Origin of the sequence: Oceanobacillus jeddahensis (genome assembly GCF_000750635.1) — a bacterium.
Classification (GTDB): domain Bacteria; phylum Bacillota; class Bacilli; order Bacillales; family Amphibacillaceae; genus Oceanobacillus; species Oceanobacillus jeddahense.
The window spans coordinates 13,806-30,237 of record NZ_CCDM010000002.1 but is presented as its reverse complement, the minus strand read 5'-3'; the positions used below and the strand labels follow the sequence as shown (position 1 = coordinate 30,237).

The 16,432-nt window shown below is 37.7% G+C and carries 16 protein-coding genes; 6 read left to right on the top strand and 10 right to left on the bottom strand.

Annotated features, from left to right (window positions below):
- The first annotated feature begins 2 nt into the window (after positions 1 to 2).
- The 4 genes from BN986_RS07820 to BN986_RS07805 all read left to right on the top strand — a co-directional run bounded on the left by BN986_RS07820 (position 3) and on the right by BN986_RS07805 (position 4,961).
- The gene (locus BN986_RS07820; RefSeq protein WP_040979300.1) at positions 3 to 1,010 is read left to right on the top strand and encodes a 2-hydroxyacid dehydrogenase; all 1,008 of its coding nucleotides are present in this window, start codon (positions 3 to 5) and stop codon (positions 1,008 to 1,010) included.
- Positions 1,011 to 1,176: 166 nt separating this feature from the next.
- Positions 1,177 to 2,829 (top strand): glycerol-3-phosphate dehydrogenase/oxidase, encoded by a 1,653-nt coding sequence (locus BN986_RS07815; RefSeq protein ID WP_040979299.1) that lies wholly within the window; start codon positions 1,177 to 1,179, stop codon positions 2,827 to 2,829.
- 268 nt (positions 2,830 to 3,097) lie between these two features.
- Positions 3,098 to 4,039 carry a DUF7973 family transport facilitator gene (locus BN986_RS07810; RefSeq protein WP_040979298.1) on the top strand — a complete coding sequence of 314 codons (942 nt, stop codon included), beginning with the start codon at positions 3,098 to 3,100 and terminating at the stop codon, positions 4,037 to 4,039.
- A gap of 145 nt (positions 4,040 to 4,184) precedes the next feature.
- A complete protein-coding gene (locus BN986_RS07805) occupies positions 4,185 to 4,961 on the top strand; it encodes an SDR family oxidoreductase (protein WP_040979297.1) in 777 nt (258 codons plus the stop codon).
- A gap of 61 nt (positions 4,962 to 5,022) precedes the next feature.
- On the opposite strand, the gene BN986_RS07800 is transcribed toward BN986_RS07805, so the two are convergent.
- Positions 5,023 to 6,117 carry an alcohol dehydrogenase catalytic domain-containing protein gene (locus BN986_RS07800; RefSeq protein WP_040979294.1) on the bottom strand — a complete coding sequence of 365 codons (1,095 nt, stop codon included), beginning with the start codon at positions 6,115 to 6,117 and terminating at the stop codon, positions 5,023 to 5,025.
- Between the two features lie 251 nt (positions 6,118 to 6,368).
- On the opposite strand from BN986_RS07800, the gene BN986_RS07795 reads away from it, so the two are divergent.
- Positions 6,369 to 8,018, top strand: coding sequence for a ribulokinase (locus tag BN986_RS07795; protein ID WP_040979293.1), 1,650 nt, complete (start codon positions 6,369 to 6,371; stop codon positions 8,016 to 8,018).
- A 106-nt stretch (positions 8,019 to 8,124) separates the two neighbouring features.
- Here BN986_RS07795 and BN986_RS07790 read toward each other — a convergent pair whose 3' ends face one another.
- Entirely contained in the window at positions 8,125 to 8,892 is a 768-nt protein-coding gene (locus tag BN986_RS07790; RefSeq protein ID WP_040979292.1) for an SDR family oxidoreductase, read from the bottom strand.
- A 199-nt stretch (positions 8,893 to 9,091) separates the two neighbouring features.
- Between BN986_RS07790 and BN986_RS07785 the strand changes: the two genes are divergently transcribed.
- Positions 9,092 to 9,871 (top strand): DeoR/GlpR family DNA-binding transcription regulator, encoded by a 780-nt coding sequence (locus tag BN986_RS07785; RefSeq protein ID WP_052400696.1) that lies wholly within the window; start codon positions 9,092 to 9,094, stop codon positions 9,869 to 9,871.
- A gap of 110 nt (positions 9,872 to 9,981) precedes the next feature.
- Here the strand turns inward: BN986_RS07785 and rpiB are convergent, their stop codons facing one another.
- The 8 genes from rpiB to BN986_RS07745 form a co-directional block, all read right to left on the bottom strand.
- Entirely contained in the window at positions 9,982 to 10,464 is a 483-nt protein-coding gene (rpiB, locus tag BN986_RS07780) for a ribose 5-phosphate isomerase B (protein WP_040979290.1), read from the bottom strand.
- Between the two features lie 185 nt (positions 10,465 to 10,649).
- Complete coding sequence (gene glpK, locus BN986_RS07775; RefSeq protein WP_040979289.1) at positions 10,650 to 12,143, bottom strand: glycerol kinase GlpK; 1,494 nt, start codon at positions 12,141 to 12,143, stop codon at positions 10,650 to 10,652.
- Positions 12,144 to 12,342: 199 nt separating this feature from the next.
- Positions 12,343 to 13,119 (bottom strand): triose-phosphate isomerase, encoded by a 777-nt coding sequence (tpiA, locus tag BN986_RS07770; protein WP_040979288.1) that lies wholly within the window; start codon positions 13,117 to 13,119, stop codon positions 12,343 to 12,345.
- The gene (gene dhaL / locus BN986_RS07765) at positions 13,116 to 13,769 is read right to left on the bottom strand and encodes a dihydroxyacetone kinase subunit DhaL (protein ID WP_040979287.1); all 654 of its coding nucleotides are present in this window, start codon (positions 13,767 to 13,769) and stop codon (positions 13,116 to 13,118) included. Before dhaL ends, tpiA begins: the two co-directional genes overlap by 4 nt.
- A gap of 52 nt (positions 13,770 to 13,821) precedes the next feature.
- Positions 13,822 to 14,814, bottom strand: coding sequence for a dihydroxyacetone kinase subunit DhaK (locus BN986_RS07760; RefSeq protein ID WP_040979286.1), 993 nt, complete (start codon positions 14,812 to 14,814; stop codon positions 13,822 to 13,824).
- A gap of 128 nt (positions 14,815 to 14,942) precedes the next feature.
- A complete protein-coding gene (dhaM, locus tag BN986_RS07755) occupies positions 14,943 to 15,338 on the bottom strand; it encodes a dihydroxyacetone kinase phosphoryl donor subunit DhaM (protein ID WP_040979284.1) in 396 nt (131 codons plus the stop codon).
- A gap of 393 nt (positions 15,339 to 15,731) precedes the next feature.
- Positions 15,732 to 15,968, bottom strand: coding sequence for an HPr family phosphocarrier protein (locus BN986_RS07750; RefSeq protein ID WP_040979283.1), 237 nt, complete (start codon positions 15,966 to 15,968; stop codon positions 15,732 to 15,734).
- Between the two features lie 225 nt (positions 15,969 to 16,193).
- Positions 16,194 to 16,427 (bottom strand): HPr family phosphocarrier protein, encoded by a 234-nt coding sequence (locus tag BN986_RS07745; RefSeq protein WP_040979282.1) that lies wholly within the window; start codon positions 16,425 to 16,427, stop codon positions 16,194 to 16,196.
- Between the last annotated feature and the right edge of the window lie 5 nt (positions 16,428 to 16,432).

Here is a 16,432-nt window from a genome sequence, read left to right as displayed (position 1 = left end):
ACATGAAATGTTTAGCATTTGCCGACTTATTCATTCCAAAAGAAATGATGCAAGCCGGACTTAAAAAGTTAGAAGATCAAGGTGTAGAAGTAACTGTCCGCGAATGGACGCATAACAATATCGAAGCATTGCAAGAAGATAACTTAGCTGTAGAACAAGGTGGAAGTGAAGTGATTTCCTTACCTGATTCCCTACTGGAAGATATCGATACATTCGACATGATTATTACACAATTTGCACCAATTAATGAAAAAGTATTAAAAGCAGCAACTAATTTAAAACTGATCGGTGTCCTTCGTGGTGGAACAGAAAACATTAATCACGATATTGCAAACGGTCTTAATATAAATGTTTATAATACACCAGGAAGAAACGCCCGCAGTGTTGCTGAATTTGCAGTCGGATTAATCCTTGCTGAAATTCGAAATATTACCCGTGCACACACAGCATTAAAGGATGGTAATTGGCGCAAAGATTTCCCAAATAGTGCTACGATCCCTGAATTAGGCGGTCGTACAGTAGGAATTATTGGATATGGAAATATCGGACAGCTTGTTGGCAGATTTTTAACAGCCTTTGATATGAATGTCATCTTTTATGACCCTTATTTCAAAGGAGAAACAAATTCTCAACAAATAGATCATCTGGATACGTTATTGGAAAAGGCAGATGTCGTAACGCTGCATGGAAGATTAACCGAAGATACCAAGCATATGATTCGTTATGAACATTTTCAAAAAATGAAAGAAACTGCTATTTTTGTTAATTCTGCCCGTTCTGGTCTCGTAAATGAGCAAGACCTTGTCCGCGCACTACAAGAAAAAGAAATTATGGGAGCAGCAATTGATACTTTCGATGAAGAACCGCTCCCTTCAAACAGTCCATTCTTGCAATTGGACAATGTAACCATTACAACTCACCTTGCAGGGAGCACCAATGATGCCTTTAAAAACACACCAAATTTATTAGTAACAAGATTATTAAAGGAATCAGCATTATTTAAAGCTTAAAAAGACTGTTCGAAAAGTTCCCAACTAATAAACAGCAAGGTAATAGCATTCTTGTTTCTAATTTTAGGACTGGGACCGCGATTACTCGTCCTCATCGAAAACTGTTGGCTACTTTTTGAACACGCGCTTAAATCAAGAAATATTTCACCTGCAAAGGAGCATATATATGGAACAAAATACTTTCTCAAGCCTGTCACGTTCTTCTGTCATCCAGGAAATGGAGCAGGAGTCCTTTGATTTATTAATTATCGGCGGCGGCATTACAGGAGCAGGAATTGCACTGGACGCAACCACACGAGGACTCAAAGTTGCTTTAATTGAAAAAAACGACTTTGCTTCCGGTACAAGCAGCCGATCTACTAAATTAATTCATGGCGGATTAAAATATTTGCAAAACCTTGACTTCCCAGTAGTTAAGGAAACAGGAAGTGAACGGGAAATTGTATTTAACAACGCCAGACATCTTGTTCACCCGATCCGGATGAACTTCCCACTTATCAAAAAGGAATCTTACAATCTAGCTACCCTAAAAGCAGGGCTGACATTGTATGATCGTCTAGCTGGTGTAAAGAAAGAAGAACGTCATACGATACATGGAAAGAAACAAACGATGAAAAATGAACCTCTTTTCAATAAGAAAATTGTTCAAGGAAGTGGTGTCTATGTAGAATATCGTACGGATGATAGCCGTCTCACATTGGAAGTTGCAAAGACAGCACAGGAACGTGGAGCAAAGCTGCTTAATTATGCCAGCATGACAGACTTCATTCAAGACCCTAATAATCAGGTGAAAGGTGTTGTCGCAAAAGATGAGCTAAGTGGAAGAACACTGAAAATAACAGCCAATCATATTGTCAATGCAGCAGGGCCTTGGGTAGATTTTGTAAGAAAAAAAGATCGACCAGTTACAGGGAAGTATATGGTTCTGGCAAAAGGAATTCATATCGTCTTTGAAAGAAATAAATTGCCTGTACAGTCTTCTACGTATTTCCAACATAAAGGCCGAATGATTGCGGTTATTCCAAGAGGTGGTACAACGTATGTTGGATCTACAGAATCGATTTATACAGAAGATGTTGAAGATATTCATGTGAATCAATCTGAGGTTACTTACTTATTAGGCTGCCTCAAAGACATGTTTCCTGATTTAAACTTACGTATCTCAGACGTCATCTCTAGCTGGGCCGGCGTTCGTCCATTAATTGGTGAAGAAGGAAAATCTTCAGCAGAGCTATCCAGACATGACGAAATATTTGAATCAGATACTGGTCTAATTACCATTGCTGGAGGAAAGTTAACCGGCTATCGTAAAATGGCAGAGCGTATTATGCAGTACATTGAGAAAAAAGAGAAAAAGAAAAAAACTGCCTCTATTACAGCATCTGTCCGTTTAACTGGCGGTAATTTTTCATCATCTGAAGAAGTGGAACAGCTGATTCAAAGGCTTTACGGAAATTATGAGCATCTCGGTCTATCCAAGCAAGAAGTGGAGAACTATGTCCATCGCTATGGTTCCAATACAGAAGCATTTCTAAAAGACTTAGCCAATTACGATGAAAAAGATTTGGATAAAGCCTCTCGTAATATACGAGCAGAAGTTAAATACACGGTTGAAAATGAAATGGTTGCAACATTAACAGACTTTTATGATCGTCGTACAAGCTATGTTTTATTTGATCCAGACAAAGTGTTAGGTACATTGGATGCAGCAGCTGCAGAAATGGCAGACTTATTAAATTGGGATAATAGCACTACGAAAGAAGAAAAAAGAAAAGCTATATATGCACACCATAAAGCTGTTACTTTTTTGGATAAATAGCTATTTACGTATTATTTTTCTTTCTCATTGCAACGCCCGTGAAAGTGCTTACATTAAACATAGACAAGTTTCTTATGAAGTTATATAATTAATTCATAAGATTGTAAGTGTCCACAATATTTTCACTCCTTCAAATAAAGGAGAAAAAGGAATGTTTATTTGGAAGAAGATTGTAGATGTAAAAAGTTGATGAAAGTCAACATATAAACTTTGTAATGATCCGTTTTTATCAAGAATGATAAAATTTGAACTTTGGGGAGGAATTAGAATGTCTTTAGTTATGATTTTAGCTGCTTTTGGCGGCGGTGTATTTGGTGCACTTATTGGGGGTACAACAGCCTTTATATTTACTGGATTTTTAGGGTTAACCGGAGCTGCTGTAGCGGTTGCATCTGGAAGCACTTTGATTTTAGACTCTGTAGCTTTCGGTCCGTTCTTTGGCCCTCACGTAGCTTTTGTAGGAGGTGTAGCAGCAGCGGCGTATGCAGGAAAGATTAGTAAAAAACGATTAGAAAAGGCTGACTTTCTTAGCAATCCTGTAAACGCGAATACAGTTCTTGGAGATCACTCAGATAAAGATAAAATTTTTGCTGAAGATGATAGACACGTTGATGGTGCAGATACAACTGTTCCACTTTTCAAAACCACAGACCCGATGGTCCTTATCATTGGGGGTATATTTGGTATTCTAGGTTACTTAGTTCAACATTTATATGGTCCAGTATTAGATATTCCAATCGATACAGTTGCCTTAACGGTTGTAACATTCGCTATTATTACACGTTTTATGTTTGGTACTTCTGGTTTAACAGGTATCTTCCCTTCTAATGAAAAGCGTTTCCCATTCTCTGGAAAAATGTTGCTTTTCAATGCTATTTGGGGATTCGCATTAGCTGGTCTAGTAGGCTACACTGCGATTGCATTAGACTTAGATAATATCGGTTTCTCTATTAGTGCAGTATCTCTTATTTTCTTATACTTTGGATTAAAATTCCCTGTATCCCACCATGTATCAATGGTTGCAGGTTTCGCAGCAATTGCGTTTGGTAGCCCATGGTTGGCAGCCTTATTTGGTCTATTCGCTGTTATTACAGGAGAATACGTACAACGTCTATTTAATACACATGTCGATACACACGTCGATATGCCGGCGATTACCATTGCGTTCTGGAGTTTCATTATTCTAGGAGTAATTTCACCATTCATCTAAGATATTTAAATTAATTAGTCTTAAATTCATATCTTTTTAGCGTATAATTATGTCCGATCTGAACACAATAATTGGAAGTCACCAATGGAAATGATAAAATAGAATATATAAAATAGTAACAAAGTTTTAAAAGGAGATGTCATTCATGGGAATTATTGATAAGTTTCGATTAGATGGTAAAAAAGCATTTATTACAGGTGGAGCCGGTGGAATTGGTAAAGCTATTTCTAAAGGATTATTAGAAGCAGGTGCAGATGTTGCAATTGTCGATATTAATTTAGAAACCGCTCAAGCAGCAGCCGAAGAGCTATCTACTATCGGTCCAAAAGTTATTGCTGTACAAGCAGATGTAACAAACGAAGATGCTGTTAACAAAATGATTGAGACAATTGTTGATGAATTTGGAAGAATCGACATCGCTTTTGCAAATGCAGGGATTACATTGAATATTCCAGCTGAAGAAATGACCTTTGAGGAATGGAATAAAGTCATTAATCTCAATTTAAATGCTGTTTTCCTTACAGATCAAGCTGCCGGAAAACAAATGATTAAACAAGGCGATGGTGGAACAATTATTAATACCGGCTCTATGTCCGGAAGCATTGTTAACATCCCTCAGCCTCAAAGCTCTTACAATGCTTCAAAAGCTGCTGTAATTCATTTATCTAAATCACTGGCAGTTGAATGGGCAGATCATAATATTCGTGTAAATTCTATTAGCCCAGGTTATATCGGCACAGACTTACTATACAAAAACGAAAAATTAAAACCGTTAATTTCTGAATGGGAAGATGCAACACCACAAAAACGTCTAGGTAAACCAGAAGAGCTTCAAGCAATTGCTTTATACTTGGCAAGTGATGCCAGCTCCTACGCTACGGGGTCTGACTTTATCGTAGACGGCGGGTATACAACCGTTTAATGAAAAAGAAAAAGGAGCAACCTCTCAAATAATGAAGGTTGTTCCTTTTTCTTTCATCTGTTTACCACTTTAATGTAAGGTATGTTTTAATCCAGCCTCTGTTATTGGCATCGTGTTCCATCGCTTCCCGCATATCTTCTGGGGATTCCACAATAAAATGCTCATCTGGAATTAATTTGCTAAGAACCTTACGATAATCTGGATTTTTAAATGCTTCCATCAGCTGTTTAAATTCCTTCACTGTACTACGGGAGCTTCCCTTTACAGTGATTCCTTTTTCAAGAATATCTCTTGTATTCATTGGTACTAACTCTTCTGTTACTCCCATCAATACAAGGTTACTTTCGTTATCTAATAAATCGATAGACTGATTAATCGCAGAAGAGCTGAATTTTCCGCCAGTACATTCAAATACTGTATTTACCCCTTCTACCGCTTTAAAATCGTAATCATGTACAAGTGCTGTGGTCGCAAAGCTGTCAAACTGAGCAATTTTATCCTCAACAGCTCCGAACACAAGTAAGTTTTCCTTCTCAATTCCATGTACAAAATGTAACGCAGCTGCTGTTAAATAACCTACTGGTCCATCTCCAAATACAGCTACTTTTGGAGAATTTCCAGTTGTTAAATCCTGCTCCACCCTATTGATCGCATAAAGAGATACAGAGCATAGTTCGGCCAAAATAGCTACATCGTCTTCTAATTCATCTGGAACAGGTACAAGGTTTTCCCCGCTAATCACTAAATCGCTCTGACCAATTCCATCGTACCCACTGCCAAGGAATTCACCATTTAAGCAATAATTATCATCTCCACCATCACGGCAATTACGACAGCATTCCTCTTTTGATGTATTGTTTAGTACAAAACCAGGAATACTTGGTACGATAACAACACGGTCCCCCTCTTTAAAAGAAGGATGCTTCGAATCTGTCACCGTTCCAATCCCTTCATGGAATAAAGCCATCGGCAGCTTAGCTTCTAAAGCCTCTTTTCTGCGATTTCCAGTATAATAACGTAAATCTGCGTGACAAACGCTTACAATGTGCGAACGGACCACTACATCATTATCTTTTACTTCACGTTCTATCTCTACTGCTTCAAAAGTTCCAGGGGTTGTTAAACGGTAAACATTTGAAATAACTTTTTGTGACATTTCGCATACCTCATTCCTCTATTTTAATTAAAATACATTCTCTACCATTAAACGATATTTTATTCTACCTATACTTTTAATAGGTGTTTTATGGTTATGATAAAACCTTCTATTTCAATAGTAAATCGTTTATGAGTTTACGTCAATTTTTTATTTTTATTTACGCTCATTTACGTTCATTTACTAGCATATTTTTCGTATTTACAGTATAATTAAAAGATAGAACGCTTACAGAAAAAGGAGGATTTTTAATGACTTATTCCATCGGTGTAGATTTTGGAACTGGATCTGGAAGAGTAATGATTGTTGATACAAATAACGGTGATATTCTAGCTATGAGTGTGATTGACTACCGTTCAGGAACAATAGAGCAAAACTTAAACGGGAATCCCATCCCCTCCTCATTCGCCTTGCAAGATGCAACAGACTATATTGACGTTCTTAAACGCGGTGTACCAGAGGCTTTAAAAGAAGCTAATATAAACCCTAATGAAATTATAGGTTTAGGAATAGATTTTACTGCTTCAACCGTTGTATTTGCTGATAAAGATTTTACACCATTAAATGAAAAAGAAGAGAATAAAAATAACCCGCATGCTTATACGAAATTATGGAAGCATCACGGTGCGGAAGAAGAAGCAAAATATATTTTTAATACTGCTGTAAAAGATAAAGACCGCTGGCTTGGTTACTACGGCTTTAATGTTAGCAGTGAGTGGCTTATTCCAAAGCTTTTAGAAGTTAAAAACCATGCTCCGGACATGTTGGAGCAAGCAACATATATAATGGAAGCTGGAGATTGGGTTATTTCTAATCTAATCAATGAAAATGTTCGCAGTAACTGTGGTCGTGGATTTAAAACCTTTTGGAATGAAGATGAAGGATTTTTCTATGACTTCTATGAAAAACTAGATTCTGAATTACCCGATATTGTGCAAGACAAGCTGGAAGGGCGTCTTGTAAAAATTGGTGAGCAGGCCGGCGTACTAACCGATGCGTTTAGTGAAATGCTCGGCTTACCAGAAAAGCTTCCAGTAGCACCAGCTATTATTGATGCTCATTCTGGACTATTAGGTATTGGATCTAAGAAGAAAAATCAATTAACAATGGTAATGGGTACCAGTACATGTCATATTATGCTTCATGAGAAACATGTAAAAATTCCTGGAATCTCCGGAAGTGTAAAAGACTCTATCATTCCTGGCCTATACGCTTATGAGGCTGGACAATCTGCTGTTGGTGATTTATTTGGATACGCAGTGAAACAATCTCCAAAAGAATACACAGAGGAAGCAGAAGAACGTGGAATAAGTATCTATGAATTATTAGAGGAAAAAGCGAGCCAAAAAGAAGTTGGAGAATCTGGACTTGTTGCATTGGATTGGCATAACGGAAACCGCTCTGTACTAAGTGATAGTAATTTAAGTGGACTTTTAATCGGCCTGACTCTTCATACAAAGCCTGAAGATATTTATCGAGCTTACATGGAAGCAACAGCCTTTGGTACAAAAATCATTATGGCTTCTTATGAAGACTGGGGTATGGAAGTGGATGACGTATTTGCTTCAGGCGGTCTGCCTCAAAAATCTGATTTACTTATCCAAATTTATGCAGACGTCTTAAACCGTCCGATTACTGTTTCAGCAAGTGATTATGCATCTGGTGTCGGCGCAGCTATTTTGGGCGCTGTTGCAGGAGACGCTCATGAGGATATGGATACCACTATCTCTAAAATGAAACAACCATTCTTGAAAACAGTAGAACCAATTCCAGAAAATGTTGAAAAATATGAAAAGCTATTTAAGATTTACAACAAACTTCATGACGAATTCGGTTTTAAACACTCTTACCATGTTATGAAAGAATTGAAAGAAATACAAGAGAATCAGGAAACAGTATAAAGGGAAACGTTATTCAGTAGAAGTTTTGCAGAAGATTTTCTATAATATAAGAAACAAGCAACAGCTCCGATTAATACGGAAGCTGTTGCTTTTGTTTTAATATATATTATTTAATTGTGTTTCCGCCATCAATTACAATATTTTCACCTGTAATAAGATTTGCAGCATCACTTGCTAAGAATAATGCGATTCCCGCAACTTCTTCCGGATAACCGAAACGGCCAAGCGGAATTTCACGTTTTGCTTGCTCTCCAACTTCACCAGCCCACGCTTTCTTACCTAGTTCTGTTAAAATAACTGTTGGAGAAATAGCATTTACCGTAATATCGAATTGCGCCCACTCATATGCCAATACTTTCGTCATGCTTACAACACCAGCTTTACTTGCGCAATAAGCCACATGGTTATCAAGAGCAATAATAGCCGCTTGAGAAGCCATATTGATAATTTTTCCGCCATGTCCTTGTGCAATCATTTGTTTTCCAACAAGCTGGGACATTTTAAATGTTCCTGTTAAGTTTAAATCGATTGTTTTTTGCCAGTAGTCATCAGAAAGATTCTCTGCATCATCCAATAAAGCCACGCCTGCACAGTTTACGAGGAGGTCTACTTTGCCAAAATGTTCTACAGTTTGATCAATTGCTCCTTGAATGCTGTCACCATCAGTAATATCTACTCTAACACCGATAGCACTCTCTCCGCCGATTTCTTTTGCTGCATCTGCAACATCTTCTTTTACGTCAAAAATCGCTACTTTAGCTCCTTTTTCAATGTAGAACTCTGCAATTGCTTGTCCAATACCACTAGCTCCACCTGTAATAATAGCTACTTTGTCTGTAATTTTGAAATTTTTATCATAACCTTGGAAACTCATTAGCAAGCACTCCTTTATTTAGTTTGCATCTTACAATTTCCTCATTAACAACGTTTACATTATTATTGTACCACTGGGCAATTAATTGTCAAACATTTTCATTTATTATTTTATTTATTCACTTTATGGTACAATACACTATATAACTATGATAAATTATGAGTTAGGAAGAGATATTTTTTTGTGAGGATGACGGATAATGAAAATGTTTGTAACGGAAAGAAGAAACAAAATTATGGAACTTCTGCATGATAAACAACGGCTAACTGTAAAAGAATTATCAGAGCAGATCGGTGTGTCCGAAGCAACCTTACGTACGGATTTAAATAAGATGGAACAAAATGGACTTTTAACACGTACCCATGGCGGGGCTATGTTAAATCAACAGAATAACTCTGACTATGACACCAGCTTCTCTGTACGTGAAAAGCAAAACCGGAAAGAAAAATCATTGATTGCAAAGGAAGCGTTTCATTTTATTGAAGAAAAACAATGCATTTTACTGGATGCCAGCTCGACCGCTCTGGAATTAGCACGTTATCTAAATGAAAAAATGATTCGCTTAACTGTTGTAACAAGCGGGCTTCAAACAGCATTAGAACTAAAAGATAATCCTAATATCACCGTTATTTTAATTGGTGGTGTCGTAACAAAAGGTTCTTCAACAATTGAAGGCACACTCGGAATTGAGTTATTAGAAAAGCTTCATATTGATATTCTATTTACCTCTGCTAATGGATTTTCCATAGAAAATGGTCTGACTGATTTTAATTTATATGAGGTAGAACTAAAGAAACGGATGGTGAATAAGGCACAGAAAATTATTGCTGTGATTGACCATTCTAAAATTGGTGTGACATCCAGTGCCCCATTTGCAAGGACAGATCAAGTCGATGTGCTCATTACAAATAATGCGATTGATCCGGAAATAGAACAGGTACTCGTCGAACGTAATATTCAAGTGGTCTCTACCTCATAATATATAGTTAGCCTTTTACCGGGGGATTATTCCCTTTTCAGACAATTTAAAAAGCACTGTATGCGTTTTCCATACAGTGCTTTGATTATTCTTCTGCCTTATATCTATCGTTAACAAGAGCTTTTTGCTGCGTCTTTGAAGTTTTGATCAAGGAATTGGCTTTCTCTGTCTACGATTTGATCTACTTTGCGTTGAGAACCGCCAGACCATTCTACATTTAGATATGCCTCAACTACTTTTTTAGCAGCTTCTGGTCCAATAACTTGAGCTCCCAGTGTAATGATCTGAGCATTATTACTTAATTGAGCGCGCTCTGCAGAGTACGTATCATGTGTGGTTGCTGCCCGGATTCCTGGATATTTGTTAGCTGCAATAGCAACACCAAGACCTGTACCACAAACAAGTACACCACGGTCTACTTTCTTCTCACTGACCGCTTCTGCTACTTCAAAAGCAACACCAGGATAGTCAACTGCATCGCTGGAATGAGCTCCAAAGTCTACTACTTCATGATCTGTTGATTCTTCAATAAATTTTTTCAACGTTTCTTTTAATCCATATCCATGATGATCTCCGCCAATACCAATTTTCATAATGCAAGCTCCTCTCATTTATTTATTCTACTTCTATTATATACCTTACGTTTTCTTTTATCAACTTTTCTTTTCGTTTGTAATCAAATTAACAATAAACGAAAGCACCTTCCCTCTTTTCGATTCAGAATCCAATATGCAGATTTTCATCAGTGGAAGGAAAGGCGCTTTCATTTATTTCTTTATTATTTAAACACTCGAGCAGCTTCTACAGCTTTTTGCCAGCCACTATAAAGCTTTTCACTTTCTGCTTTATCCATTTCTGCTTCAAATGTTTTTTCATTTTGCCATTGTTTTGCAATTTCTTCTCTATCCTTCCAATACCCTACTGCCAAGCCTGCTAGATAAGCAGATCCAAGTGCTGTTGTTTCTTGTACAACAGGGCGCTCAACTGGAACATTTAGAATATCGCTTTGGAATTGCATTAAGAAATCATTCTTTACTGCTCCTCCATCAACTCGTAACGCTTTCAAATCGATTTCAGAATCTATAATCATTGCATCCAATACATCTTTCGTCTGATAAGCAAGAGATTCTAATGTTGCACGGATAAAATGCTCTTTAGACGTACCACGGGTTAAGCCAAACACCGCACCGCGTGCATCACTATCCCAATAAGGTGTTCCTAGTCCTACAAATGCAGGAACCATATAGACACCCTCTGTAGAATCAACTTTTTTAGCAAAGTCCTCACTTGCAGGCGCATTTTCAATGATTTTTAAACCATCACGCAGCCACTGAATGGCGGAACCAGCTACGAAAATACTTCCTTCAAGTGCGTATTCTACCTTGCCGTCAATTCCCCAGGCTAATGTGGTTAAAAGGCCATTTTTAGATGCCACACCTTTTTCACCGGTATTCATTAACATAAAGCAACCTGTACCATACGTATTTTTTGCCATTCCTCTCTCAAAACATGCCTGCCCAAACAATGCAGCCTGCTGGTCACCCGCAATTCCTGCGATCGGCACTTCTTGTCCAAAGAAATGATAATCTACTGTATTTGCATATACTTCAGATGATTGTTTCACCTCTGGGAGCATACTTTTCGGTACTCCTAAAATATCTAATAACTCATCATCCCATTTCAAATCATAGATATTGAACATGAGTGTACGGGATGCATTGGAGTAATCAGTAATATGAGTTTTTCCACCTGATAACTTATACACTAACCATGTATCAATGGTTCCAAATAACAAGTCACCATTATCCGCTTTTTCTCTGGTACCTTCAACGTTGTCCAGAATCCATTTTACTTTTGTTCCGGAGAAATACGGGTCAAGCAATAATCCTGTTTTCTCTCTGAACAAGTCATTGTGTCCAGCTTCTCTCAACTCTCTACAGATCCCCTCTGTTTGACGGGATTGCCAGACAATCGCTTTATAAACGGGTTTACCGGTATTTTTATCCCAAACAACTGCTGTTTCCCTTTGGTTGGTAATACCAATACCCGCTACTTGTGCTGGTTCTATATCTGCTTTTCGCAACACTTCTGCAATACAGGCTAGTACTGATGTCCAAATTTCATTAGCATCATGCTCTACCCAGCCTGGATGCGGGAAAAATTGTTCAAATTCTTTTTGAGCAACCTCCACAATCGTACCATCATGATCAAATAAAATTGCGCGTGAACTTGTTGTGCCTTGGTCAATGGATAGAATATACTTTTTACTCATCATTACCATCTCCTTTTATATGTTCTTCATACATAAAATATAAAAATATGGACGCTTCACCAACACCTATGGAGGACAATTTTGCTATAAGTTTGATGCAGGCAACCATTACAGAAAATCAGCACCCATTAGTCTCACCATCCTATTTTTAGCTTCTTATCAACCATAGACCCTGGTGTTGATCCAAAGTATGAAGTAATTAACCACTCAATTTCACTTGCTTTACAGTATCAAGGATTTGCTTATAATTTGTAGGATCATGGCCAAAACGGCCAATGAATACCCCGTCTACATCGTCATGAGAAGTAATCTCATAAACATTATCCTTACTCACTGACCCGCCGTAGATAATACGGACTGCGTCAGCCAGTTCGGGGCTATATGCTTCTTTAACAATTTCTCGGATTAATTCATGCGTTTGATGCACGTATGCTGCGTCGGCTGCCTCTGCTTTACCAATTGCCCAAACCGGCTCATAAGCTAAGATAACTTTTTTAATAAGCGCTGCGTCTACTTCGCCAAAAGAAGTTAGAATTTGCTCCTTCAACACTTGTTTTCGCTCGCTTTCATTATCTAAACGCTCTCCCTCACCGATACATAAAACAGGAGTTAAGCCTTTTTCAAGGGTAAGCTTCGTTTTTAAATGAATCATATCAAGTGTTTCATGAAAAATACTTTGTCTTTCTGCATGTCCGATTTCCACATGCGTTCCACCCATATCAATAATAGACTCAATAGAAACCTCTCCTGTGTAAGCTCCATTTTCATAAGGTGAAATATTTTGTGCCCCAAAGGCAATTTCAGATCCTTTTAATGCCTGGGCTACAGGATACACAACCCCCAGAGACGGGAAGACAAATTTTTCTACTTCTTTTTCATTTGTGGTAACCTCAGCAAGAGACTGTACCAATTCCGTAGCCTTATCGACTGTGTTCACATAGGTTTTATAGCTTATTCCCACAACTGGCTGTCTCATGCAGATGCCGCCTCTTTCAAACGCTTTAAGAAAACCTCCATCATCATCCATGCTGATTCGGCGCCAGGGTCCTTATGCCCCACTGCGCGCTCACCCAAACGCATTGCACGTCCTTTTTTAGCAACTAGAGGTATCGTGGATTCAGCTCCCTCTTTCATTGCTTCTACAAAAGCAGTGAATTTTTCAATAGGGTCTTCCGGCTTATCTTGCTTGAGCACTTCTACTCCAGGAAGAAAAGCATCAATCATGGTTTTATCGCCAACCTCTGCTTTCCCTCTAAGCTGAATCGCTTCAATGCCGTTGATGAGCATTCCGCAAAATTCATCGAAGGTAACTTCATCTTTACCAGTTACATCTTTACCAGCCTTCATGAAAAAGCTCCCATAAAGCGGGCCAGAAGATCCTCCAACTTTTCCTAAAAGAATCATCCCGATTTTTTTAAAAACAGTTGAAATATCTGCTGCTTCTTCATTAATGGTATCTAACTGCTTCGTTACTTCACGAAAGCCGATGGTTAAGTTAATACCATGGTCACCGTCTCCAATTTCTGAATCAAGCTGTTGCAAATGCTCCGATTGCTCATCTACAAACGGAAGCATATCACGAAAAACATTTAAAAAATATTCTCTATCTAATACTAGTGTTGACATAAATTTTCCCTCCATCATATTCCTCAATATACAAAAGTATGCTTGTTGGTGCTTAGAATTTAATATTTGGAATATCTGTTGGATAATCCAATAATTCTTTCAATTCATCATCCAGTTTAACAAGCGTGATGGACATTCCTACCATATCCATAGATGTTGCATAGTTTCCTACAAGATTTTTATGGATTTTAATTCCTTTTTCGCTTAATACTTGCTCTACACGACGATATACAATATATTGATCCATTAATGGCAATCCGCCAAGACCGTTAACAAGCACATAAGCTTCATCGCCGCTTTCTAAATGATGATCTTCTAAGATATATCCTAAAATTTCATCCACTACTTCATCAGCAGGACGAATTTTATCTCTCCTTACCCCCGGTTCGCCATGGATTCCCATACCGATTTCCATATCTCCTTCATCCATTTCAAAGATATTTTTACCAGTTGCAGGTAATGTACAAGAAGATAAAGCTACGCCCATTGATCTTGTAGCAAAATTCGCTTTTTCAGCAGCAGCTTTTACTTCAGGAAGCTCCAATCCTTTTGCAGCTGCTGCAGCTGCTGCTTTAAATACAAAAATATCTCCAGCAACCCCACGACGGTCTTCGATATTTTCAGAAGAATACACGTCATCTGTTACCGTTACTGTTTCTACCTGGATGCCGTCATCAGCTGCCATTTCTGCACCCATATCAAAATTCATCACATCACCAGCGTAGTTTCCATACATGTACAGACAGCCTTTTCCTGTATCTACTGCTTTTACAGCATTGTAGCAAGGCTCTGGAGATGGAGATGTATTGACATTACCCACTACAGAAGCGTCTGCGAAGTTTTCACCAACGTAGTTAATGAAAAGCGGCTCATGTCCTGACCCACCACCAATAATAATTCCTACTTTGCTCTTATTACCGCGTTTCTTACTAACAATAACGCGTTTATCATGTTCTAATAACTCTACATAATCACTGTTCGCTTCAGCAAAACCTTCTAAAAGCTCCTCGACAACATCATAACCATCATTGACTAAACGTTTCATTTTATTTTTCCTCCAATTCTAGATATACATTTATTACCTGCTTCATTAAGTGAATTGTTCGTTTTTATACTTCTTTATCACGAACTAAATCGAAAACCCTTTCAATGTGTCGTTAAAAGGTCCAGCTATTATAGCTTGGACACTTCTTCAAGAATCACATCAACATCGTTCGTGACCGTCGATTGTACAGAAGCGACAAATGCTCCTTCTACTATTGGGCCTTCTACAATTTTACATTTCGCCTGTAAATCCTCATCTAACAAATCTATTGCAGTCTCTGTACTTAACAGCGCACTTCCCATGTCATAAAAAATCAAGATATTTTCACAATCTTGAAGTTCTTCGATTTTACTCATAATGATTGTAGCACTTGTTCCCAAGCGCCCATCATCTGTACCTCCAGCAGAGTGAACGTTTACATTGTCACCATTCATTTCAAGAATCAGATCTTTTAACCCTTCCGTGACTTTTTGGCTGTGTGATACTAAAACAATACCTACGGATGATTGAGCGTTATTTCCCATTATTATTTCTCCTTTATCAAAGTGATAAAATCTGTCTTTCTTTATATTTGTCCAAATGCCTAGAAAAAAGGTTCCTATCATGTGGCTTTTGAACAAGCATTTATAATTATATCATATCACTTTTTTTCGAAACCTGCATATATTTTTATTTGTTTTTATTTCAATTCGATTTCCAAAAAATATATTTGCATTTTCTTTTTTATTAAAAGGTACATAAATTAGAAAAACACTGTGATCTTTGAAAATATACCTCTTGTCCAATTCTAACCTTGTTCCCTTTCATTGAAAAAGAATCGATCATCTATCTTTCACAGAGTCCATTTATTCAAAGTACAGTGTTTCCCTTCTTTCCATTACCCTAATAAATTGTCGATTAATGACCAGCCCACTATTTTACTCTGCATCATGAAGGTAAGATGCTATATCCGCTAATAAATCGTCACAGTCGTCTGCGTGAACTCTTAGCTTTAGTGGTTCTGTTAAGTCCAGACTAAATATGCCCATAATGGATTTCGCACTCAAGATATACGTATCGGATATAACCTCTGCTTTATAATCATAGCGTGATACGATTTCTACAAAATCTTTTACATCGTTAATCTTTTCTAAACGAACATAACGCTCAACCATCAAACTCCTCCTTTATACCTCCTATTATATCTCCCTTCTACGATGAATAGAAGAATGGCTACGGTAATTATCATTATCAAGGTGTATCCTTGGATGCTTCACCTTCACACCATAGCTTGATAACAGTTATCTTTATTTTCTCATTCATCTGTTACTTTGTAAACTTTTCAAAGCCTCACACAGATAGGCAAATATTGTTTCATCTGAAACTTATTTCATTTGATATTATTCTTGTACTATATATGGGGCAATTGCTTCTAGTAAATCATCGCACTCATCTGCGTGTATCTTTAATGTTAACGGCTGTGTTAAATCCAAGCTGAAGATTCCGAGTATAGACTTCGCATCCATCACGTAGCGGCCAGAAATAATATCTACTTGGTAATCAAAAGTCGTCATGATCTCTACAAATGCTTTTACATCATTAATCTTCTCCAGTTTCACTGTGCGTTCAACCATTGTCA